At 59.7% G+C, this 20,955-nt stretch carries 20 protein-coding genes and 1 tRNA gene; 16 read left to right on the forward strand and 5 right to left on the reverse strand.

Annotation, left to right across the window (positions count from 1 at the left end; translation table 11 throughout):
- Positions 1-75: 75 nt before the first annotated feature.
- From pyrG to rpoS, 11 genes are all read left to right on the forward strand, one after another.
- Entirely contained in the window at positions 76-1,713 is a 1,638-nt protein-coding gene (pyrG, locus tag ACZ9IL_RS21160) for a glutamine hydrolyzing CTP synthase (RefSeq protein WP_476005213.1), read from the forward strand.
- 89 nt (positions 1,714-1,802) lie between these two features.
- Entirely contained in the window at positions 1,803-3,104 is a 1,302-nt protein-coding gene (eno, locus tag ACZ9IL_RS21165; protein WP_476005214.1) for a phosphopyruvate hydratase, read from the forward strand.
- A 230-nt stretch (positions 3,105-3,334) separates the two neighbouring features.
- Entirely contained in the window at positions 3,335-3,652 is a 318-nt protein-coding gene (gene ftsB, locus ACZ9IL_RS21170; RefSeq protein WP_476005215.1) for a cell division protein FtsB, read from the forward strand.
- Positions 3,645-4,391, forward strand: a complete 747-nt coding sequence (ispD, locus tag ACZ9IL_RS21175) for a 2-C-methyl-D-erythritol 4-phosphate cytidylyltransferase (protein WP_476005216.1) — start codon at positions 3,645-3,647, stop codon at positions 4,389-4,391. Before ftsB ends, ispD begins: the two co-directional genes overlap by 8 nt.
- The gene (gene ispF / locus ACZ9IL_RS21180) at positions 4,388-4,864 is read left to right on the forward strand and encodes a 2-C-methyl-D-erythritol 2,4-cyclodiphosphate synthase (protein WP_476005217.1); all 477 of its coding nucleotides are present in this window, start codon (positions 4,388-4,390) and stop codon (positions 4,862-4,864) included. Before ispD ends, ispF begins: the two co-directional genes overlap by 4 nt.
- On the forward strand, positions 4,864-5,922 hold the full coding sequence (truD, locus tag ACZ9IL_RS21185; RefSeq protein ID WP_476005218.1) for a tRNA pseudouridine(13) synthase TruD: 1,059 nt from the start codon (positions 4,864-4,866) through the stop codon (positions 5,920-5,922). The genes ispF and truD overlap by 1 nt, the downstream gene beginning before the upstream one ends.
- A complete protein-coding gene (gene surE / locus ACZ9IL_RS21190) occupies positions 5,903-6,649 on the forward strand; it encodes a 5'/3'-nucleotidase SurE (RefSeq protein ID WP_476005219.1) in 747 nt (248 codons plus the stop codon). The genes truD and surE overlap by 20 nt, the downstream gene beginning before the upstream one ends.
- A 4-nt stretch (positions 6,650-6,653) precedes the next feature.
- Entirely contained in the window at positions 6,654-7,271 is a 618-nt protein-coding gene (locus tag ACZ9IL_RS21195; protein ID WP_476005220.1) for a protein-L-isoaspartate(D-aspartate) O-methyltransferase, read from the forward strand.
- Positions 7,268-7,849, forward strand: a complete 582-nt coding sequence (locus ACZ9IL_RS21200; protein ID WP_476005221.1) for a YqaA family protein — start codon at positions 7,268-7,270, stop codon at positions 7,847-7,849. Before ACZ9IL_RS21195 ends, ACZ9IL_RS21200 begins: the two co-directional genes overlap by 4 nt.
- A gap of 9 nt (positions 7,850-7,858) precedes the next feature.
- A complete protein-coding gene (locus tag ACZ9IL_RS21205; protein ID WP_476005222.1) occupies positions 7,859-8,929 on the forward strand; it encodes a LysM peptidoglycan-binding domain-containing protein in 1,071 nt (356 codons plus the stop codon).
- Positions 8,930-8,975: 46 nt separating this feature from the next.
- On the forward strand, positions 8,976-9,965 hold the full coding sequence (rpoS, locus tag ACZ9IL_RS21210) for an RNA polymerase sigma factor RpoS (RefSeq protein WP_476005223.1): 990 nt from the start codon (positions 8,976-8,978) through the stop codon (positions 9,963-9,965).
- 86 nt (positions 9,966-10,051) lie between these two features.
- Here the strand turns inward: rpoS and tsaD are convergent, their stop codons facing one another.
- Positions 10,052-11,065, reverse strand: coding sequence for a tRNA (adenosine(37)-N6)-threonylcarbamoyltransferase complex transferase subunit TsaD (gene tsaD, locus ACZ9IL_RS21215; protein WP_476005224.1), 1,014 nt, complete (start codon positions 11,063-11,065; stop codon positions 10,052-10,054).
- A gap of 179 nt (positions 11,066-11,244) precedes the next feature.
- On the opposite strand from tsaD, the gene rpsU reads away from it, so the two are divergent.
- From rpsU to ACZ9IL_RS21240, 5 genes are all read left to right on the forward strand, one after another.
- Positions 11,245-11,460 carry a 30S ribosomal protein S21 gene (gene rpsU, locus ACZ9IL_RS21220; protein ID WP_005309452.1) on the forward strand — a complete coding sequence of 72 codons (216 nt, stop codon included), beginning with the start codon at positions 11,245-11,247 and terminating at the stop codon, positions 11,458-11,460.
- Positions 11,461-11,474: 14 nt separating this feature from the next.
- Positions 11,475-11,918 (forward strand): GatB/YqeY domain-containing protein, encoded by a 444-nt coding sequence (locus ACZ9IL_RS21225; RefSeq protein ID WP_476005225.1) that lies wholly within the window; start codon positions 11,475-11,477, stop codon positions 11,916-11,918.
- Positions 11,919-12,007: 89 nt separating this feature from the next.
- Entirely contained in the window at positions 12,008-13,795 is a 1,788-nt protein-coding gene (gene dnaG, locus ACZ9IL_RS21230) for a DNA primase (protein ID WP_476005226.1), read from the forward strand.
- Positions 13,796-13,978: 183 nt separating this feature from the next.
- Positions 13,979-15,874 (forward strand): RNA polymerase sigma factor RpoD, encoded by a 1,896-nt coding sequence (gene rpoD, locus ACZ9IL_RS21235; protein ID WP_476005393.1) that lies wholly within the window; start codon positions 13,979-13,981, stop codon positions 15,872-15,874.
- 188 nt (positions 15,875-16,062) lie between these two features.
- Positions 16,063-16,139, forward strand: a tRNA-Ile gene (locus tag ACZ9IL_RS21240).
- A 49-nt stretch (positions 16,140-16,188) separates the two neighbouring features.
- Here ACZ9IL_RS21240 and ACZ9IL_RS21245 read toward each other — a convergent pair.
- The 4 genes from ACZ9IL_RS21245 to ACZ9IL_RS21260 all read right to left on the reverse strand — a co-directional run bounded on the left by ACZ9IL_RS21245 (position 16,189) and on the right by ACZ9IL_RS21260 (position 20,734).
- A complete protein-coding gene (locus ACZ9IL_RS21245; RefSeq protein ID WP_476005227.1) occupies positions 16,189-16,659 on the reverse strand; it encodes a tetratricopeptide repeat protein in 471 nt (156 codons plus the stop codon).
- 239 nt (positions 16,660-16,898) lie between these two features.
- The gene (locus ACZ9IL_RS21250; protein WP_476005228.1) at positions 16,899-19,475 is read right to left on the reverse strand and encodes an alpha amylase C-terminal domain-containing protein; all 2,577 of its coding nucleotides are present in this window, start codon (positions 19,473-19,475) and stop codon (positions 16,899-16,901) included.
- Between the two features lie 352 nt (positions 19,476-19,827).
- Positions 19,828-20,379, reverse strand: a complete 552-nt coding sequence (locus ACZ9IL_RS21255; RefSeq protein ID WP_476005229.1) for a cytochrome b/b6 domain-containing protein — start codon at positions 20,377-20,379, stop codon at positions 19,828-19,830.
- The gene (locus ACZ9IL_RS21260) at positions 20,360-20,734 is read right to left on the reverse strand and encodes a cytochrome b562 (RefSeq protein WP_476005230.1); all 375 of its coding nucleotides are present in this window, start codon (positions 20,732-20,734) and stop codon (positions 20,360-20,362) included. Before ACZ9IL_RS21260 ends, ACZ9IL_RS21255 begins: the two co-directional genes overlap by 20 nt.
- Positions 20,735-20,955: the final 221 nt, after the last annotated feature.

The following is a 20,955-nucleotide window of genomic DNA, read 5'->3' on the forward strand; positions in this document are numbered from 1 at the left end:
TGGTATACTGCTTCCCCGTCCTGCTTCATCCCCGAAGCACCCCTTAAAATTCCCTAAACTTCTTTCAGGTTCAGCATGACGACAAAATATATTTTTGTAACTGGTGGCGTTGTTTCATCCCTCGGCAAAGGCATTGCCGCAGCTTCTCTGGCAGCCATTCTGGAAGCCCGTGGTCTGGATGTGACCATCATGAAACTGGACCCCTATATCAACGTGGATCCGGGCACCATGAGCCCGACCCAGCATGGTGAAGTGTTCGTAACCGAGGACGGGGCCGAGACCGATCTGGATCTGGGTCATTACGAGCGTTTCATCCGCACCAAGATGACCCGTCGCAACAACTTCACCACCGGTCGCATCTACGCCGACGTGCTGCGCAAAGAGCGCCGCGGTGACTACCTGGGCGCCACCATTCAGGTGATCCCGCACATCACCAACGCCATCAAGGAGCGGGTGATTGCCGGTGCCGAAGGCCATCAGGTGGCCATCGTCGAAGTGGGCGGTACCGTGGGCGATATCGAGTCCCTGCCGTTCCTCGAAGCCATTCGTCAGCTGGCCGCTGAAGTGAGCCGCGACAATGCCATGTTCATGCATCTGACCCTGGTGCCTTACCTGGCCGCCGCCGGCGAGGTGAAGACCAAGCCGACCCAGCACTCCGTCAAAGAACTGCTCTCCATCGGGATCCAGCCAGACGTGCTGATCTGCCGCTCCGATCGCGCCATTCCGGCCAACGAGCGTGCCAAGATCGCCCTGTTCTGCAACGTGCCCGAGCGCGCCGTCATCTCCATGAAAGACGTCGACTCCATCTACAAGATCCCGGCGCTGCTGAAGTCCCAGAATCTGGATGACTACTTCATCGCCCGTTTCGGTCTGGCGTGCAAGGAAGCCGACCTGTCCGAGTGGGAACAGGTTGTCTACGAAGAGGCCAACCCGACCGCGGAAGTGACCATCGGCATGGTCGGTAAGTATGTGTCCCTGCCGGATGCCTACAAGTCCGTCAACGAGGCGCTCAAGCACGGTGGCCTGAAGACCCGCCTGTCGGTCAACATCAAGTTCATCGACTCCCAGGACATCGAGACCCGTGGCGCCGAGCTGCTGGACGGTCTGGATGCGATCCTGGTGCCGGGTGGCTTCGGTGAGCGCGGCGTGGAAGGCAAGATCCTGGCGGCGCAATATGCTCGTGAGAACAAGATCCCCTACCTGGGTATCTGCCTCGGCATGCAGGTTGCCATGATCGAGTTCGCTCGCAACGTGGCCGGCATGACCGGCGCTCACTCCTCCGAATTCAAGAAAGATTGCGCCTACCCGGTCGTTGGCCTCATCACCGAATGGGTGGATGAAGAGGGCAACGTCGAGACCCGCACCGAGAAATCCGATCTGGGCGGCACCATGCGTCTGGGTTCCCAGCTCTGCCACCTGGTCGAAGGCTCCAAGGTGCGTCAGATGTACGGCAGCCCGACCATCTATGAGCGCCACCGTCACCGCTATGAGGTGAACAACAAGTTGCTGCCGCAGATTGAAGCGGCCGGCTTGAAGGTGACCGGTCTCTCCGCCGACAAGAAGCTGGTGGAAATTATCGAGATTCCGGATCACCCTTGGTTTGTAGCGGCGCAGTTCCACCCGGAGTTCACCTCGACTCCCCGCGATGGACACGCCCTGTTCGCTGGTTTTGTGAAGGCTGCCGGTGAGTATCAGAAGCGTAATTTGAAGTAATTTAAAATAAATGCGGTTGAGGCTCTGTGCCGCAGCCGCTTTTTTTGGCATATTTTTGTTGTTTTTTTACGAAACCTGAGGAAATACACATGTCCAAGATCGTTAAAGTGATCGGTCGTGAAATCATCGACTCCCGTGGTAACCCGACCGTTGAGGCCGAAGTTCATCTGGAAGGTGGTTTTGTTGGTATGGCAGCCGCTCCGTCTGGCGCGTCCACCGGTTCCCGCGAAGCGCTGGAACTGCGTGACGGCGACAAGAGCCGTTTCCTGGGTAAAGGCGTACTGAAAGCCATCGAAGCCGTCAACGGCCCGATCGCCCAAGCGCTGCTGGGTAAAGATGCCAAGGATCAAGCCAATCTGGACCAGATCATGATCGATCTGGACGGTACCGAGAACAAATCCAAGTTTGGTGCCAACGCCATTCTGGCCGTTTCTCTGGCCGCTGCCAAGGCTGCTGCCGCTTCCAAGGGCCTGCCGCTGTACGCTCACATCGCCGAGCTGAACGGTACCCCGGGTGTCTACTCCATGCCGCTGCCCATGATGAACATCATCAACGGTGGTGAGCATGCCGACAACAACGTCGACATCCAGGAGTTCATGGTTCAGCCGGTTGGCGCCAAGACCCTGAAAGAAGCCATCCGCATGGGTGCCGAAGTGTTCCACAACCTGGCCAAGGTACTGAAGTCCAAGGGCTACGCTACCGCCGTGGGTGACGAAGGTGGTTTCGCTCCCAACCTGAAGTCCAACGCCGAAGCACTGGAAGTGATCGCCGAAGCCGTTGCCGCTGCCGGTTACAAACTGGGCACCGACATCACTCTGGCCATGGACTGCGCTGCATCCGAGTTCTATGACGCCGAGAAGAAAGAGTACAACCTGAAGGGCGAAGGTCGTATCTTCACCTCCAACGAGTTCTCCGACTACCTGGCCGACCTGACCACCAAGTTCCCGATCGTCTCCATCGAAGATGGCCTGGACGAATCTGACTGGGATGGCTTCGCCTACCAGACCAAGGAACTGGGCAGCAAGATCCAGATCGTGGGTGACGACCTGTTCGTAACCAACACCAAGATCCTGAAGCGCGGCATCGACAACGGCATCGCCAACTCCATCCTGATCAAGTTCAACCAGATCGGTTCCCTGACCGAAACGCTGGCTGCCATCAAGATGGCCAAAGACGCTGGCTACACCGCCGTCATCTCCCACCGTTCCGGTGAGACCGAAGACGCGACCATCGCCGACCTGGCCGTGGGTACTGCTGCTGGCCAGATCAAGACCGGTTCCATGAGCCGTTCTGACCGTGTTGCCAAGTACAACCAGCTGATCCGTATCGAAGAAGCCCTGGGTGCCAAGGCTCCGTTCCGCGGTCTGAAAGAAGTGAAAAACCAGGCTTAATGCCTAGTTTCACTTGAGCTGCATGAAGCCCCGCCACCTTGTGGCGGGGCTTTTTTGTATCGGTTGTCTGACGGCTGCAAAGCCGCGCCAGCTCTTCGGCGCGGTTTTTTCATATTCGGCCCGCGAGCCTCGCCCGCTTTTTTCTTCCCCCTTGCCCGTCTGGCACACCGGCTTCCTTTTGTCTTGCCTGCGAATATGGGAAACTAGGCCGCTTGAAGGAGATTCAGTGCATGCGGCTATTCACTCTTATCCTGCTCTTCCTGTTGGGAGGGCTGCAATACGACTTCTGGCTGGGGAAGAACGGCCTCTCCGACTATCGGGAACTCTCCGATGCCATCAATCGGCAGCAGCAGGACAATCTGACTCTCAAGGATCGCAACAATTTGATTTACCGTGAGATCGACGATCTGACCTCGGGCCTGGAGGCCATCGAGGAGCTGTCGCGCAACGATCTCGGTTACATCAAGCAGGGCGAGACCTTCTACCGGATCATTCCCAAAGAAAAAGATCAAGAAACAGAGCCGGACGGTGCCCCATACGATGACTGATCCGCACCGCAGGCTGACCGCCACCGGTTTGACCGCCATAGTCCCGGCCGCCGGTATCGGCAGCCGCATGGGGGCCGACTGCCCGAAACAGTACCTGCCGCTGGCGGGGAAGACCATCCTGGAGCATAGCCTCGGCTGCCTGCTGTCCCATCCGGCCATCGGCCAGGTGATAGTGGCGCTGGCTCCCCAGGATGGCTGGTTCGATTCGCTGCCCATCGCGGCCGATCCGCGCATCTTGCGGGTCGAAGGCGGCGCCGAGCGCGCCTACTCGGTGCTCAATGCCCTGCAGGTGACGAGCTCGGACTGGGTGCTGGTGCACGATGCCGCCCGTCCCTGCCTGCATCACGGCGATCTCGATGCGCTGATCGTGGCGGCCCTGGCGTGCGATGGTGCCATCCTCGGCAGCCGGGTGCGCGATACCATGAAGCGTACCGACGCGGCTGGCACCATAGTGGCGACCGTCGAGCGCGAGCAGCTCTGGCACGCCCTGACCCCGCAGATGTTCCCCAGCCTCCCGCTGAGGCGGGCGCTGGAGGAAGGATTGGCGCTGGGGGCCAGCATCACCGACGAGGCCTCCGCCATGGAGCGGGCCGGTTTCGCCGTGCGGATGGTGGAGGGGCGCGCCGACAATATCAAGGTGACCCGGCCGGAGGATCTCTCTCTGGCGGGGCTGTTTTTAGAGCAACAGAATGGGCGCCAGCAGGCGCAACCCGATTCATCGTTCAAGGAGCCATCATGATCCGCATTGGACATGGTTTTGATGTGCACAAGTTTGGTGGGGTCGGTCCCTGCATGCTGGGTGGGGTGCCGGTACCCTATGAGCAGGGCCTGCTGGCCCATTCCGATGGCGACGTGGTGCTGCACGCGGTGAGCGATGCCCTGCTCGGCGCCATCGGTGCCGGCGACATCGGCCGTCACTTCCCCGATACCGCAGCCGAGTTCAAGGGGATCGACAGCCGGATCCTGCTGCGGGACGTGTTTGCCCGGGTACGGCAAGCGGGCTATGCCATCGGCAACCTGGACGTGACCATCATCGCCCAGGTCCCCAAGATGGCGCCCCATATCGACGCCATGTGCGCGGTGCTGGCCGCCGATCTGCAATGTGATTTGAACCGGGTGAACGTCAAGGCGACCACCACCGAACAGCTTGGTTTTACGGGGCGCAAGGAAGGGATCGCCACTGAAGCCGTCGTCTTACTGGTGAAACAATAATGTTGGAACAGCTTAGCTATCTGCACGGGGTGCCGACCGCCCGTGGCATCCTCAAGGCCGAGGCCAGTGACTTCGTGGTGGTCGAGGATCTCGGCTTCGAGCCCTGTGGCGAGGGTGAACACATCTTCGTGCGGGTGCGCAAGACCGGCGAAAATACCGCCTGGGTCGCGGGCTTGCTGGCCGATGCGGCCGGGGTCAACCGCAATGCGGTGACCTGGGCCGGCCTGAAAGATCGCCATGCGGTGACCGAGCAGTGGTTCGGCATCCACCTGCCGGGCAAGGCCGAACCCGATCTGTCGGTGATCCAGAGCGACAGCATCCAGATCCTGCAAGCCAGGCGTCACAACCGCAAGCTGCGGGTCGGTTACCTCAAGGGGAATCACTTCAGCCTGCGCCTCACCGGCCTGGAGCAGACCGAGGGGTTGGCATCCCGCCTGCAGGCTATCGCCAGCCAGGGGGTGCCGAACTACTACGGCGAGCAGCGTTTCGGCCGCGGTGGTAACAACCTGGAAGCGGCCAAGGCGATGTTCGCCGGCAAGCGGATCAATGATCGCAACAAGCGCTCCCTCTATCTGTCCGCCGCCCGCAGCATGCTGTTCAACGCCATCGTCAGCGCCCGTATCGAGCAGGGACTGGCTCACCAGCTGCTGGCCGGTGATTGTCTGATGCTCAAGGGCAGCCACTCCATCTTCAGTGAGGAGACGGTGACTCCCGAGCTGGAAGCGCGGCTGGCCTCGGGTGACGTGCAACTGACCGCTCCCCAGTGGGGCCGTGGTCGACTGGCCAGTCAGGGCGCCGCCGCCGAATTCGAACAGGGCGTGCTGGCCACTTACGCCGACTGGTGCGCGGGCCTGGAGAAGGCCGGGCTGGATCAGGACAGACGCCCGCTGTTGCTGCAACCGGAAGGGATGAGCTGGGAGCTGGGAGCTGACGTGTTGACCCTGTCGTTCTCCCTGCCAGCCGGCGCCTTTGCCACCAGCGTGGTACGCGAGTTAATGCAGGCCGAAGAGGCCGATCACGGTTTCAGGAACCCAACCGATGCGAATTCTGGTCAGTAATGACGATGGAGTACACGCCGAGGGCATTCGTGCCCTCAGCACGGCACTGACTGCCTGTGGCGAGGTCATTGTGGTCGCGCCGGATCGCAACCGCAGTGGCGCGAGTCATTCCCTGACGCTGGAAGTGCCGTTGCGGGTCACCCGCATCAGTGAAACTGGATATTATGCGGTCAAGGGTACGCCGACCGATTGCGTGCACCTCGCGGTCAATGAGCTGGTGCGCCCGGAGCCGGACATGGTGGTGGCCGGCATCAATCACGGCGCCAATCTGGGGGATGACGTCATCTACTCGGGCACGGTGGCGGCCGCCACCGAGGGACGTCACCTCGGTTTCCCGTCGCTGGCCATCTCGCTGGTGGGCAAGACTCACTTCGGCACGGCGGCCCATTATGCGGCCCAGCTGGTGCGGGGCCTGATGGTGCACCCGCTGCCCGCCGATCAGATCCTCAACGTGAATGTACCGGATCTGCCCCTCGAGCAGATCAAGGGGATCAGGGTGACCCGCCTTGGCAATCGCCACCGGGCCGAAGCGGTGATCCGCACCGAGGATCCCCGTGGCCAGCCCATCTACTGGATAGGCCCGCCGGGCAGCCAGCAGGATGCGGGGGAGGGTACGGATTTCGCTGCCATCGAGCAGGGCTATGTCTCCATCACCCCCTTGACCATCGACATGACGGCCTATGGCAGTCTGGCGAGTCTGGGAGCCTGGCTGGATCTGCAGGGATGACGCGGTGATCGTACAGCGCCTGTTGAATCAGCTGATCGCTCAGGACATTCGTGATTTCCGCGTGCTCGCGGCGATTGCGAAAGTGCCGCGCCAGCTATTTGTGGACGAGGCCATGGCGCACAAGGCCTGGGACAATACGGCCCTGCCCATTGGTCAGGGTCAGACCATCTCTCAGCCCTACATAGTGGCGCGGATGACCGAGCTCCTGATCCAGAACAATCCGGCCCATGTGCTGGAGATCGGCACTGGCTCCGGTTATCAGACCGCCGTGCTGGCTCACTTGGTGGAACATGTCTATACGGTGGAGCGAATCAAGTCGCTGCAGTTCCTGGCCCGGCGCCGGCTGCGTCAGCTCGATCTGCACAACGTTTCGGCCAAGCACGGCAACGGCTGGTTGGGATGGCCCAACAAGGGGCCGTTCGATGCGATCCTGGTGACGGCGGCGGCGAGCGAGGTGCCCAAGGCACTGACTGATCAGCTCGCCGATGGCGGCCGACTGGTGTTACCGGTGGGTGACAGTCAGCAGACGCTGCAGCTTATCGAACGCTCAGGCTCCCAGCTGACCAGCCGGGTGCTGGAGCCGGTGCGTTTTGTTCCTCTTATCGACGGAGATGTTGAGTGAAGTTGTTCTCCCGCCTCTACGCCGTGGTCATGCGCTGGGCTCGCCACAAATATGCCCCCTGGTATCTCGCCATCACCGCCTTCATCGAGTCGGTATTCTGGCCCATTCCGGTGGATGTGATGCTGGCCCCCATGGCGCTGGCCAGGCCCCAGCGTGCCTGGCATTATGCCGCTCTCGCGACCCTGTTTTCAGTATTGGGTGCGCTGTTTGGTTACCTGCTTGGCTATGCCTTGTGGGATCCGGTGGTGCAGCCGCTGGTGATATCGGTCGGTTACGAAGACAAGATTGTCCTGGCCGAGCAGTGGTTCGAGCAGTGGGGGATCTGGGTGATTTTTATTGCCAGTTTCACGCCGATCCCCTACAAGGTGTTTACCGTCACGGCAGGCCTGCTCCACATGGCGCTGTTGCCCTTCATCCTGACCTCTCTGATCGGTCGTGGCATGCGCTTTTTCCTGGTGGCGGGACTGATGAGCTGGGGCGGTGAGAAGATGGAGCGCAAGCTGATGCACTACGTGGATGTGCTGGGCTGGCTCTGTATTGGTTTGGCCATTGCGGCCTATTTCTGGTTTAGTCGTTAAGGATCCACTATGCGTTCGCGTGTTTGGCAAGGTAGCAGTGTTGTCGTGTTGTCGTGGCTGCTGCTTGCCTGCTCTTCCAGCAAGACTGCTGCTCCGGTACAAAGTCTGGGCAATGATCCGGTCGCCTCGACCATTCCGACGCGTCAAGGCATGACCAAGCCCGCCATCCCGGGTGGTGGTTACACTGTGGTCAGAGGGGATACGCTCTATTCCATCGCGTTCCGCTCGGGTATGGATGTCGCATCGCTGGTCAGTCTCAATGGCATCAGCCCTCCCTATAACATTTATCCGGGTCAGCAACTCAGGCTGGATGGCGCCTCATCCGGTGCCGTGGTGGCTGTGGGCAGCGCAGTCAGCCAAGGCAGCGGTGCCAGTAACGGCACTTATGAGGTGCGCCGTGGCGATACTCTGAGCAGCATCGGCCGCCAGTTCAACGTTTCCAACCAGACCCTGGCACAGCGCAACAACCTGCAGGCACCCTATGGTTTGCATGTGGGTCAGGTGCTCAGCGTACCCTCGTCGGTCGCGACCGGCGGCAGCCAGATGGTGGCGGTGACGACACCGGCAGTGACCAGTTCCGGTCCGAAACCTTTGGCGACTGCACCAGCAGGTACGACCACCCCATTCATCGCACAAAAAAGCATTGCTCCGGCATCTTCAACAGCATACGCTCAGTCGACAGAACAAAAAAACAGCAACTCCCAGTCGACACTCTCGTGGCACTGGCCGACGCAAGGCCGGATCGTCGAAGGTTTCTCTGTTGCCGAACAGGGTAACAAGGGTATCGATATCTCGGGCCAGAAGGGGCAACCCATCTACGCCGCGAGCGGTGGCAAGGTGGTCTATGCGGGTAGCGCACTGCGGGGTTATGGCAAGCTGATTATTCTCAAGCACAACGATGACTACCTCTCCGCCTATGCCCATAACGATGAGTTGAGGGTGAAGGAGGGAGACTCCGTCAAGGGCGGGGCTGTCATCGCCAATATGGGTAGCACGGATGCGCCGGATGTGCGCTTGCACTTTGAAATCCGGTACAAAGGCAAGTCAATCAACCCGATGGGCTATTTGCCAAAGCGTTAACCCAGAGAGCTGAGTCTTGCTCTGGTTCAGGTCAGGGAGACATATCATGAGCCAAGAACAACTGGTAATGCAGGATGCAGAGTTAGAGTTCGACGAAGAGCTGGAGTCTCAAGAGGAGGAGGAAGAAGAAGTTCAGGAAGTCACCGCCGAGGCTGAGGAGATTATCTCCGACGAGCTCATGGTGCCCGAGCTGAACAAGGTAATGGATGCCACCCAGCTCTATCTGGGGGAGATAGGATTCTCTCCCTTGCTCACAGCCGAAGAAGAAGTCTATTACGCCCGTCGTGCCTTGCGTGGTGACAAAGCCGCCCGCAAGCGCATGATCGAATCCAACCTGCGGCTGGTGGTCAAGATCGCCCGACGCTACAACAACCGCGGCCTGGTGCTGCTGGATCTCATCGAAGAGGGTAACCTCGGTCTCATCCGTGCGGTCGAGAAATTCGATCCCGAGCGCGGTTTCCGTTTCTCCACCTATGCCACCTGGTGGATCCGCCAGACCATAGAGCGGGCCATCATGAACCAGACCCGCACCATCCGTCTGCCCATTCATGTGGTCAAGGAGCTGAACGTCTATCTGCGTACCGCCCGCGAGCTCTCTCACCGTCTCGATCATGAACCTACCGCCGAGGACATTGCCCACGCGCTGGATCGCTCGGTCGACGACGTGAACCGCATGCTCAAGCTCAATGAGAAGATCACCTCGGTGGATACCCCCATCGGAGGCGATCGGGACAAGGCGCTGCTGGATGTGCTCTCCGACGAGCGTGGCATGGGCCCGGAGCTGGAGTCCCAGGACGACGATATGCGCGCCAGTATCGTGCACTGGCTGGAGGAGCTTAATCCCAAGCAGCGTGAGGTGCTGGCTCGTCGTTTCGGCCTGCTCGGTTATGAGCCTGCCACCCTGGAAGATGTGGGGGCCGAGATTGGGCTGACTCGGGAGCGGGTACGCCAGATCCAGGTCGAGGGGCTGCGTCGTCTGAGGGAGATCCTGATGGGACAGGGGCTCTCCATCGAGGCTCTGTTTAGAACCAATTAGTCCGTATTAATCAGGGTATTCGTACCACGAAGATAAGCAAAAAGGGGCCTGAGGCCCCTTTTTTATATTGCGATGGATCCTGTGGATCACACCGGATCCAGGGTATCCAGCGGCCAGCGCGGCACCGCCTTGATGACCAGGGGTTCAAACACGCCAGCCTTGAGGCGCTGCATGCCGGCGTAGGCGATCATGGCGCCGTTGTCGGTGCAGTATTCGGTGCGGGGATAGAATACCTCGCCCTTGAGGCTCTCCATCAGCTCGGCCAACTGGGCCCGCAGATGGCGGTTGGCGCTGACGCCACCGGCGACAACCAGGCGCTGCAGCCCCGTCTCTTTCAGGGCGCGGCGGCACTTGATGGCCAGAGTGTCGACCACCGCATCCTCGAAGGCGCGGGCGATATCGGCGCGGGTCTGCTCATCGTTGTCATTGGCCGCGATGGTGTTGGCGGCAAACGTCTTGAGGCCGGAGAAGCTCATGTCGAGCCCGGGTCTATCGGTCATGGGGCGCGGGAAGGTGAAGCGGCCCGTGGTGCCCTTCTCGGCAAGACGCGACAGCAGAGGGCCGCCCGGATAGTCCAATCCCATCAGCTTGGCGGTCTTGTCGAATGCCTCGCCGGCGGCATCGTCGATGGACTCGCCCAGCAGCTGATAGCTGCCGATGCCATCGACTCGCACCAGCATGGAGTGACCACCGGAGACCAGCAGCGCCACGAAGGGGAACTCGGGGGCTTTTTCTTCCAGCATGGGAGCCAGCAGATGACCCTCCATGTGATGTACGGCGATGGCCGGTTTGTTCCACGCCATGGCAAGCGAGCGGCCTATGGTCGCACCGACCAGGATGGCGCCAACCAGACCTGGACCCGCGGTGTAGGCGATGCCGTCGATGTCATCCTTGCCCAGCCCCGCCTCTTGCAATGCGGCCTGGATCAAGGGGATCGTCTTGCGCACATGATCTCGGCTGGCAAGCTCGGGGACGACGCCACCGTAGTCCGCATGCAGCTTGACCTGGCTGTATAACTGATGGGAAAGGATCCCTTTTTGATCATCGAAGATCGCGATCCCGGTTTCGTCACAGGATGTCTCTATGCCCAATACACGCATTGCTAAAAAATTTCACTGCTAAAATGAGACGGCTATGGTAACCTTCGCGGGTTTTTTAAACCAGAGCGATCTCTACGGGTTTACTTTCATTCCCTGTCCAGAGTATAATTTCGCACCATTTTAAGACATGCTGATCGACTGATGGTCAGCTAACAATATATCACTGAGGTGAAAGGCACATGCCAGTAATCAAAGTCCGTGAAAATGAGCCGTTTGACGTTGCTCTGCGTCGCTTCAAGCGTTCTTGCGAAAAGGCCGGTATCCTGTCTGAAGTTCGTAGCCGTGAGTTCTACGAGAAGCCGACTACCATCCGTAAGCGCGCCAAAGCGTCTGCCGTTAAGCGTCACGCCAAGAAGCTGTCCCGCGAAAACGCACGTCGTATCCGCCTGTACTAATCGGGGATAATGCCGTGTCTCTGAAGGATCAACTCAAGGATCAACAAAAACTCGCCATGCTTGCCAGAGATAAGGCTCGCCTGGGGACGATCCGTTTGTTGATGGCAGAAATCAAGCAGCGTGAAGTTGATTCCCGTATCGAGCTTAATGATGAGGATATCCTCGCTGTCGTGACCAAGATGGTCAAACAGCGCCGCGATTCCATCAGCCAATTTGAAGCTGCCGGTCGTCAGGATCTTGCCGACAAAGAGTCTGCCGAGATCGTGGTGTTGCAGGAATTCCTGCCGCAACAGCTGACCGCAGACGAAATTGCCGCGTTGATCGAGCAAGCCATCACTGAAAGTGGTGCTGCCGTCATGGCTGATATGGGCAAGGTCATGGCTGTTTTGAAGCCGAAGATTCAGGGGCGTGCCGATGTCGGCGCCGTCAGTGCTCAGGTGAAAACCCGCTTGGCGTAACAGGCATTTCTCTTGTTAGTCGAAAGAAGCCGTGCTTCCCTGTGAATGCGCGGCTTTTTTATTTTTCCGAGTAATGAAACAGGACGGTTATGGCAGGCAGGATCCCACAATCCTTCATCGATGATCTGCTCGTACGCACCGACATCGTCGAGTTGATCGACTCGCGAGTGCGGCTGAAGAAGGCCGGCAAGAACTATCAGGCTTGCTGTCCTTTTCATAACGAAAAAAGCCCCTCTTTCACCGTCAGCCAGGAGAAACAGTTCTATCACTGTTTCGGTTGTGGCGCCCACGGCAATGCCATCGGCTTTGTCATGGAGTACGACGGACTCGAATTCCCCGACGCGATTGAAGAGCTCGCCAACATGCAAGGCATGCAGGTGCCCCGCGAACAGAGTGCGGGCGGAACGGGCAAGGCATCGCCGGCAGTCAGCAAGGATCTCTTCGAGCTGATGAACCAGATTGCCCGCTTCTACGAGAGCAATCTGAAAAATGCCCCCCAGGCAGTCGAGTATTTGAAGGGGCGTGGTCTGACCGGAGAAGTGGTCAAGCGCTTCAATATCGGTTATGCCCCGGCAGATTGGGATCAGGTCAGGCGCCGCTTTGGTGCCAGCCGGGATCACGAGCAGTTGCTTATCTCCGGCGGCATGCTGATCACGCGTGATAGTGGTCCCGGCAGCTATGATCGTTTCCGCGATCGCATCATGTTCCCGATCCGTGACAAGCGTGGTCGAGTTATCGGCTTCGGTGGCCGGGTGCTCGGTGATGGTACGCCCAAGTACCTCAACTCGCCGGAAACCCCCATCTTCCACAAGGGGCGAGAGCTGTTCGGACTCTATGAGGTGAAGCAGGCACACAAGGATCCTCGCCGGATCCTGGTGGTGGAAGGCTACATGGACGTGGTGGCGCTCGGGCAGTACGACATCGACTACGCGGTAGCGGCGCTTGGCACCGCCACCACCAGCGACCATATCCATACCCTGTTTCGTACCACGGCCGAAGTGGTCTGCTGCTATGACGGTGACAATGCCGGTCGTGAGGCGGCCTGGCGAGCACTGGATAATGCACTGCCTCACCTGCAGGACGGGCGTGAACTCAAGTTCGTGTTCCTGCCGGATGGCGAGGATCCGGATTCCCTGGTGCGTCAGATTGGCAAGGAGGGATTCGAGGCTTTGCTGGACGAGGCGCAGCCTTTTGCCGACTTCATGTTCGAACGCCTGGGGCGGGATGCGGCGTTGTCCGGTGAGGCGGGTAAATTCGAAGTCGCCAACAAGGCGGCCGAGCTTATTCGCCGAGTGCCGGAAGGCTTCACCCGGGAGGGGTTGATCACCCGGCTCTCCAGCATGATGCGCTGGGGAGAGAACAAGCAGCGGATCGCCGAGCTGTTTGCCCGCAACAGCCAGCCAAAGGCCGAGCTCACCAAACCCAAGGCCGCCAAGCTGACGCCGATCCGGCGCGCGCTGGCACTGATGTTGCAGTATCCGGCGGTGACGGCCGAGTTGCCGGCCATGCCGGAACTCGCCGGGCTGCGAGTGCAGGGGATCAAATTTCTGCTGCAACTGCATCAACAGATCCTGTCCCAGCCCGCCGTCACCACCGGTATTTTGCTGGAGCATTGGCGCGGTACTCGGGAAGGGGAGATCCTCGCCCAACTGGCGATGCACGACCTGTTTGAAGATGTCAGGCTCGACCAGGAGCCGGATATTCTGGGGGAGTTGCAGGATACCTTCGTCGGTTTCATCAATCAGTTTCTGAAGCAACGGATTGAAGAATTGCAGGCCAAAGTGGCTCAGGAGGGACTAAGCTCTGAGGAAACACAGGAGCTGATGATGCTGATCAAAGAGGTACAGACCGAGAAAAGAAATGAGAGCGGGGCTTGATATTTGAGTGATGGGCCCCAATATGTCTACTGTTGCCCGAATCGACGGGATTAAAAGCAAAAATTTTATAACCGCCTGGCCCCGACAATACTGCGGGCAGGGGTTTCTCATGACCGACGCCGCAACCAGACATAGCATGTCTGGCGGTTTTCTATTAGAATTGGCTATTTGCGCAGCAGCGCACTGTACGCGCAACCTAGCAACACCAACCGGATGAGTTCTATGGAGCAAACCCCGCAGTCTCAGCTTAAACTCCTCGTTGCCAAAGGTAAAGAACAGGGCTACCTGACCTATGCCGAGGTGAACGATCACCTCCCGCAAGACATCGTCGACTCTGACCAGATCGAAGACATCATCCAGATGATCAACGACATGGGTATCCAGGTGGTGGAAAACGCCCCGGATGCCGATGACCTGATCATGGCCGAAGGTGGCACCGCCGATGAGGACGCTGCCGAAGCAGCGGCCCAGGCTCTGGCATCTGTTGAATCTGAGATCGGTCGCACGACCGATCCCGTCCGCATGTACATGCGGGAAATGGGCACCGTCGAATTGCTGACCCGCGAAGGCGAAATCGACATCGCCAAGCGGATCGAGGATGGTATCAATCAGGTACAAAGCTCCGTTGCCGAGTATCCTGAAGCCATTACTTACCTGCTCGAACAGTACGACAAGTACGAAGCCGAGCAACTGCGCCTGTCCGATATCATCTCTGGCTTTATCGACCCTAACGAAGCTGATGATGTGGCGCCAACCGCTACTCATATCGGCTCCGAGCTCAGCGAAGATGACCTGGCTGACGAAGACGAAGATGAAGACGAAGATGAAGATGGGGATGGTGACGACGCCGACGAAGAAGGGGACGGTGGTCCGGATCCTGAAGTCGCCCGTGAGAAGTTCGGTGAACTGCGTGCCCAGTACGAAGTAACCCGTCTCTCCATTCAGAAGAATGGTCGTGCCCACGACGACACCCAGGCCGCTATCGCCCAGCTGGCCGATGTGTTCCGTCAATTCCGCCTGATGCCCAAGCAGTTCGATCGCCTGGTCAACAACATGCGCGAGATGATGGAACGGGTTCGTGTGCAGGAACGCATCATCATGAAGCTCTGCGTTGAGCAGGCCAAGATGCCGAAGAAAACCTTCGTCGCGGCCTTCACCAACAACGAGTGCGAGACTGCGTGGTTCGAATACCAGAAGCAGGCTGGCAAGGCCTGGTCTCCCCGTCTGCTCGAGATGGACGAAGATGTGCTGCGTGCCATCGGCAAGCTGCAGCAGATCGAAGAAGAAACCGGCCTGTCAATTGCCCAGATCAAGGACATCAACCGTCGCATGAGCATCGGTGAGGCCAAGGCCCGCCGTGCGAAGAAAGAGATGGTTGAGGCCAACTTGCGTCTGGTTATCTCCATCGCCAAGAAGTACACCAACCGTGGCCTGCAATTCCTGGATCTGATCCAGGAGGGCAACATCGGTCTGATGAAAGCGGTGGACAAGTTTGAATACCGTCGTGGCTACAAGTTCTCGACCTATGCTACCTGGTGGATCCGTCAGGCCATTACCCGCTCCATCGCGGATCAGGCCCGTACCATCCGTATCCCTGTGCACATGATCGAGACCATCAACAAGCTCAACCGTATCTCCCGCCAGATGCTGCAGGAGATGGGTCGTGAACCGAACCCGGAAGAGCTGGCGATGCGCATGGGCATGCCGGAAGACAAGATCCGCAAGGTATTGAAGATCGCCAAGGAGCCCATCTCCATGGAGACGCCCATCGGTGATGATGAAGACTCCCACTTGGGTGACTTCATCGAAGATACCACCCTGGCCCTGCCGGCGGATGCGGCGACCAGCGAGAGCCTGCGCAACGCAACCCGCGAAGTGCTGGCCGGTCTGACTGCCCGTGAAGCCAAGGTGCTGCGCATGCGTTTCGGTATCGACATGAATACTGACCACACCCTTGAGGAAGTGGGCAAGCAGTTCGACGTGACCCGTGAGCGTATTCGTCAGATCGAAGCCAAGGCCTTGCGCAAACTGCGCCATCCGAGCCGCTCGGAAGTGCTGCGCAGCTTCCTGGACGAATAGTCCTGAAAGTAGCCGACAAGCCTTGTCAAAAAGCCCCGCCATGCGGGGCTTTGTTTTATCCGGGTTGTTGGCAGCGCGGGGATCACAGATATTGACGGAGGCTGTACAAAATCTCGGCAAGTGGTTGATCTGCCTATGGACGAGGTATCTCCCATCCCCTATAATCCACGCCGCAAAAGCAAGATTCTGGCCCCTTAGCTCAGTTGGTTAGAGCAGTCGACTCATAATCGATTGGTCGCCTGTTCAAGTCAGGCAGGGGCCACCAAATCCAGACAAAGCCGCTCATCATGAGCGGCTTTGTCGTTTCTGGCGTTTCACCAGCGCCTGTCCAGATCCTCGGCATAGAGCGCCATGGCGCGCCGGTATGTGATGAGGGACGGATCCGCTGTGGTCGCGGCCAACACCGTCAGCAGGCTCTCCATCCCCTCCTTGTGCTGCCCCAGGTTGTAACAGGTCATGGCACGAAACACCTTGAACTCATTGGCATCGGGGAAGCGAGTCAGGGCTTGGTCGAAGGCGGCCAGCGCCTCGGCGTACTGACCGGTGCTGCGATAGGAGCTGCCGAGGCCCAGCCAGGCACCCCGCAGCGAGGTTTCACTCAATCCCAGTGCGATGGCCTTCTGGTAGAGGGGAATGGCCTGGGTCTCGCGCCCGAGCATGTCGTGCAGACCGGCCACCTCGTAGTGCAGCTCGGCGTGCTGCGGGTGCTCGGCGAGCTGCAGCAGACCGTGTTGACGTGCCTCTTCAATCCTGCCCTCGGCCTTGAGGGCTTCGAGTTGTTTCATATGCGCTCCAGCATGGGAATGTCGACCCAGTATGCCTGCGAGTCGGTGGCCGGGAAATGGGGTAAGCGAGCTCATCTGCTGCGTATGAACCGTGCGGCTGGAGATTGGGATATGAGGGAGGATGTAAGCAGAACCGCGTCACCGGATCGGGGGGCCGGTGACACGGCTCTGTCATGGTGGGAGAGGCCTGCATCCGGTGGCGAGCGGCATGGCGCCGCCTGCCACCGGAATCTCGTCGCTTACTGGGCGCTCAGGCTGTAGGTCAGAGTCTGGTCATTGAAGCGCACCAGATAGGCTCCGACTACGGCGGTGGTGATGTCGGCGCCTGCCGACTCGGCCACGCCATCCTTGTTGGTGTCGCCGTAGTTCTGGCTCCAGTCGCCCTTGACGTCGAACTTGAAGCGCTGGCCCCCGCTGGCATCACCGCTGCCGGTGAAAGTGACGCTGGCCTGCCACAGGTGATCGCCGACCAGGCTCATGGGGATGGAACCCCAGTTGTTGGGGGTGCCACGGATGTTCAGGCTGGGGAAGGTCTTCGCATAGCCGACGCTGACCGGGGTCAGGCTATAAGCCAGGGTCTGGTCGTTGAAGCGCACCCGGTACTGGCCGATGACCGTGGTGGTGATGTCATTGCCAGCGAGGTTGGCGATGCCGTCCTTGTCGGTGTCGCCGTAGTTCTGGGTCCAGTCTCCCTTGACGTCGAACTTGAAGCGCTGATTGGTCTGGCCGTCGAAGCTGACCAACGCTTCCCACTGGTTGTCGGCGACCAGCGTCATGGCAAGCGTCCCCCAGCTGTTGGGGGTGCCACGGAAGCTCAGAGTCGGCAACACGCTGTTGTAGGCGCCGTTGTTGTCGGTAACGGTCACGACGGCGCTGGCGCTGGCGGTCAGCCCCTCGGCGTCGGTGACGGTCACGGTGACGGTACGGGTTCCCAGCGTATCGAACTGGACTGTCTCGGTCTTGGCACTGCCGCCGGTGGACCAGGCGTAGCTCACCACGCCAGCATCGTCGCTGGAGGCAGAGGCATCGAACACCACGCTCTCACCCAGCTTGACGCTGATGGTCTTGGGGGAGAGGACGGCGACGGGCGCCTGGTTGTTGTTCAGCGGGGAGATCTGGTAGCTGAGGTCGCTCTCCTTGAGGGAGACGCGATACTGACCGGTGCCGCTGAGGTAGATGTCCTTGGTGCTGCCCTTGTCGGCGATGCCATCCCCCTCGTTGTCGCCGTAGTTTTCGGTCCAGTTGCCGAAGACGTCGAACTTGAAGCGCTGGGTCCCGGTGGCATCACCGGCGCCGGTCAGGTTGACGGTGGCGGACCAGACGCGGTGGGCATCGACTGTCATGGGGGTATTGCCCCAGGCATTGTGGGTACCGCGCAGGTGCATGCTGCTGAACTTGTTGCCAGGCAGGGTGGTCCCGCCACAGGGGCTGGCCTTGGTGCAGCCAGCCAGGATGGCGGCGGCCTTCATGCCGGCGAGGTTCAGGTTGGCCTTGCCGCTGCCATCGACTGTGATGTAGGCGCCGCTGCAGTAGTCGTTGCCACTCAGGATATTGCAATACTCGCCGGCCGGCAGGCTGGTCTGCACCGAGGCCACCAGGCTGCCGCTCTCGTTGTTGATGGCGACGAAGCCCTTGTCACCCCGGCCGAAGGCGATCTGGTTGTTGCCGTTGTCCCACCAGTTGCTGACCGCGGTGCCCTCGGTGCGGTTGTTGAACAGGGCCATGTTCATGATGGCCGGGCGGCGCTGCTCGCAGTTCCACTGGCTGTCGGAGCAAGGCGTGCTGCCGGGCGCCCCCTTGTCGGTCTCGTACTTGCCCATGTCGGCGAAGCGATAGCCTGACATCACCTGCTTCCAGCCATAGGGCCAGGCCATCATGAAGACGTTGGCCAGCTCATAGCGGGCACCGTTCATGAAGGTGAGCATGCCGCCGCCACCGTGGCCGCGTTCGCGGTCGTGGTTGACCACGAAGATGAAGGACTTGTCGGAGGGGAGCAGGCCCCAGCTCTCGCCCAGGGTCTTGAGGTTCTTGATCTGGCCGTTGAAGTTGGCGGCCAGACTGGTGCCGTATTTGAAGTCGGTGACCCTGTCGATATAGGTGTAACGGTTGGGCTGGATCTCGGCGGACTCACCGCCGGCGCCTATCACCTCCAGATAGGCCTTGGGACTGCCCGCCTTGTCGAGGATCGCCTTCACCTCGCTCGGGGCCATGTGTTTGGCCGCATCGACTCGAAAACCAGCGACCCCCCAGCCGAGCAGGGTCTTCATGTAGGTGGCGATCTGATCCTGCACGTAGGCGGAGCCGGTGTTCAGATCCGGCATGCCATAGAGGGCCCCGTTCCAGACGTTGTTGCTGTCGCCGTAGTTGGTGATGTCACCGCTGTGGTGGAAGTCGTTGTAGCCAAACTGGGGGTACTGGAATTGACCCGAGTTGTAGCTGCCACCGCCGGTGGCGGTACCTGTGCCCGAGGCGAGCTGGTTGAAGACGGCGTCGGCGTAGATCTTGACCCCGGCGGCGTTGCAGCGGGCGATCATGCTCTTGAGCTCCGCCTCGCTACCGCCAAAGCTGTTGAAGTTTTTGAAGCTGACGGGCTGGTAGACGGTCCACCAGTACTCGCTGCCCTGCTTGTGTTCGGCCGGCGGCGTGATCTGGACGCCCCCGAACCCCTTGGGCCCGAGCACGGTCTCGCACTCGTTGGCGATATCGTTGAACTTCCATTGGAACAGGTGGACCATGACCCCTTCGGCGCTGGCGCTGTGGCTGAATGAGCCAAGCGCTGCGGCGAGCAGGGCGGTTCGAAACAGTGTGTTGTGCATGACGATTTTCCCTTCGACTTTGTTATTGGTTATCACTGCCTGAGTCTCGAACGGACGACGAACAACCTCGTTCGGCCAGTAGCATTGATGAAATCGAAATGGTTGAAAATCGAACAGCGAGAATTAATTAAGAACTGTGAATGAAAATGCTTTCATATGAGGCTCATCAAAAGGCTGTATTGAGACCCTGATCGGAAAATTGTTCAATCTCAGCCAGCGGTTGGCGGATGGGGACCACGAGTGTGAACCTCGGCGCAGGAAGATCACTGTGCCTGGCCATGCAATGGCGGCAACAGAGGGCTGACGGGATATCCGGGATGGGACGAGCACCCGGGGTGGGTGCTCGCCTGGCTCAGGAGTGCGTTTCTTGGCGGGCAGGGGCTGCGCGGCGGCGAGCTGGCAGCATGCGGGTCACCAGATTGTGGCGCTGGCGCCAGGAGGTATAGACGATGGCGCACAGGTGCAGAGCTATCATGGCCTGCAGCGCCCAGGTGCACCATTCGTGCCAGTCGTCGGCCCCCAGTTCAAAGCCCAGCTCGGTGTTCTGGAACCAGCCGCTGCCCGCGGTGGCCAGGATGAGCAACCAGAGTGCCCAGACCGCCAGCTTGCCGCTGCCGTGATGGCCGGGGGCGGGGGGCGTACGTTCGCGCAACGCCTCCGCCTGCTGATGGAACTCGCTCCGATGCGGGATGAGGGCACTCAGGCGGGCGGGGCCTCTCGCGAAGGAGAGGCCCCAGCCCAGTCGCAGGCTAATCAATATGATGGCCAGATAGCCGAGCCGCTCGTGCCAGGTCTCGCCGGCCTCGTTGAACCAGAGGTTGGCGACACAGGCGGCCGCCACTCCCCAGTGAGTGAGACGAACCAGCGCATCCCAGCGAAAGGGATCAGCCCTTCTGCTTGGCATAGGTGTGGTACTCCTTCTTCAGGTCGTTGACCTTGGCCAGATGGGCGCGGGCCTTCTCCTGATCACCGGCCTGCAGCGCAGCCAGGCTGGCATCCAGCTCACCTTGTACCTCGTTCATGCCTTCCAGGAACTTCGCCTTCTTGGCGTCCGGCATCTTCTTCTCTTTGGCGATGTCGAGCTGGGCCTTCATCTCCTTGATGTGTTTCTCCATGGTGGCGGCATCGTCAGCCTTGACGGCCTGCTTGTAGTTGAAGCCGATATTCTTCATCGGCTGCTCCAGATCGCCGGCCATGGCAGGCAGGGCCAGCAGACCGAACATCAGGGGCAACAGCAGGGGGCGCACAGTTTTCAACATGGGATTTCCTTATGAGGTAACGACATTGCAGTTTCTTATGGCACTCATTTGAGTGCGGTGTCATGCAGCATGATGCCATGAAAGCGGGGCAATTGTATGGATAAAGTGCGACCAATTGTGACGAAATGTGTGCATTGTGCTGACGGCATGTAGCCGGTCAGAGCAAAACGGAGGGAGATGCGAGTCAGATTGGCGGCTCGTCTGCGAACCGACTGAGAGAG

Source organism: Aeromonas sp. TECH754 (genome assembly GCF_056279295.1).

What these genes read in the sequence shown, in the direction of transcription:
- tsaD (WP_476005224.1), bottom strand. Translation starts at nt 11,065, where the DNA reads ATGCGTGTATTGGGCATAGAGACATCCTGTGACGAAACCGGGATCGCG.
- ACZ9IL_RS21245 (WP_476005227.1), bottom strand. Translation starts at nt 16,659, where the DNA reads ATGAAACAACTCGAAGCCCTCAAGGCCGAGGGCAGGATTGAAGAGGCA.
- eno (WP_476005214.1), top strand. Translation starts at nt 1,803, where the DNA reads ATGTCCAAGATCGTTAAAGTGATCGGTCGTGAAATCATCGACTCCCGT.
- ftsB (WP_476005215.1), top strand. Translation starts at nt 3,335, where the DNA reads ATGCGGCTATTCACTCTTATCCTGCTCTTCCTGTTGGGAGGGCTGCAA.
- ispF (WP_476005217.1), top strand. Translation starts at nt 4,388, where the DNA reads ATGATCCGCATTGGACATGGTTTTGATGTGCACAAGTTTGGTGGGGTC.
- ACZ9IL_RS21260 (WP_476005230.1), bottom strand. Translation starts at nt 20,734, where the DNA reads ATGTTGAAAACTGTGCGCCCCCTGCTGTTGCCCCTGATGTTCGGTCTG.
- surE (WP_476005219.1), top strand. Translation starts at nt 5,903, where the DNA reads ATGCGAATTCTGGTCAGTAATGACGATGGAGTACACGCCGAGGGCATT.
- ACZ9IL_RS21250 (WP_476005228.1), bottom strand. Translation starts at nt 19,475, where the DNA reads ATGCACAACACACTGTTTCGAACCGCCCTGCTCGCCGCAGCGCTTGGC.
- pyrG (WP_476005213.1), top strand. Translation starts at nt 76, where the DNA reads ATGACGACAAAATATATTTTTGTAACTGGTGGCGTTGTTTCATCCCTC.
- dnaG (WP_476005226.1), top strand. Translation starts at nt 12,008, where the DNA reads ATGGCAGGCAGGATCCCACAATCCTTCATCGATGATCTGCTCGTACGC.
- ACZ9IL_RS21255 (WP_476005229.1), bottom strand. Translation starts at nt 20,379, where the DNA reads ATGCCAAGCAGAAGGGCTGATCCCTTTCGCTGGGATGCGCTGGTTCGT.
- ACZ9IL_RS21205 (WP_476005222.1), top strand. Translation starts at nt 7,859, where the DNA reads ATGCGTTCGCGTGTTTGGCAAGGTAGCAGTGTTGTCGTGTTGTCGTGG.
- rpoS (WP_476005223.1), top strand. Translation starts at nt 8,976, where the DNA reads ATGAGCCAAGAACAACTGGTAATGCAGGATGCAGAGTTAGAGTTCGAC.
- truD (WP_476005218.1), top strand. Translation starts at nt 4,864, where the DNA reads ATGTTGGAACAGCTTAGCTATCTGCACGGGGTGCCGACCGCCCGTGGC.
- ispD (WP_476005216.1), top strand. Translation starts at nt 3,645, where the DNA reads ATGACTGATCCGCACCGCAGGCTGACCGCCACCGGTTTGACCGCCATA.
- rpsU (WP_005309452.1), top strand. Translation starts at nt 11,245, where the DNA reads ATGCCAGTAATCAAAGTCCGTGAAAATGAGCCGTTTGACGTTGCTCTG.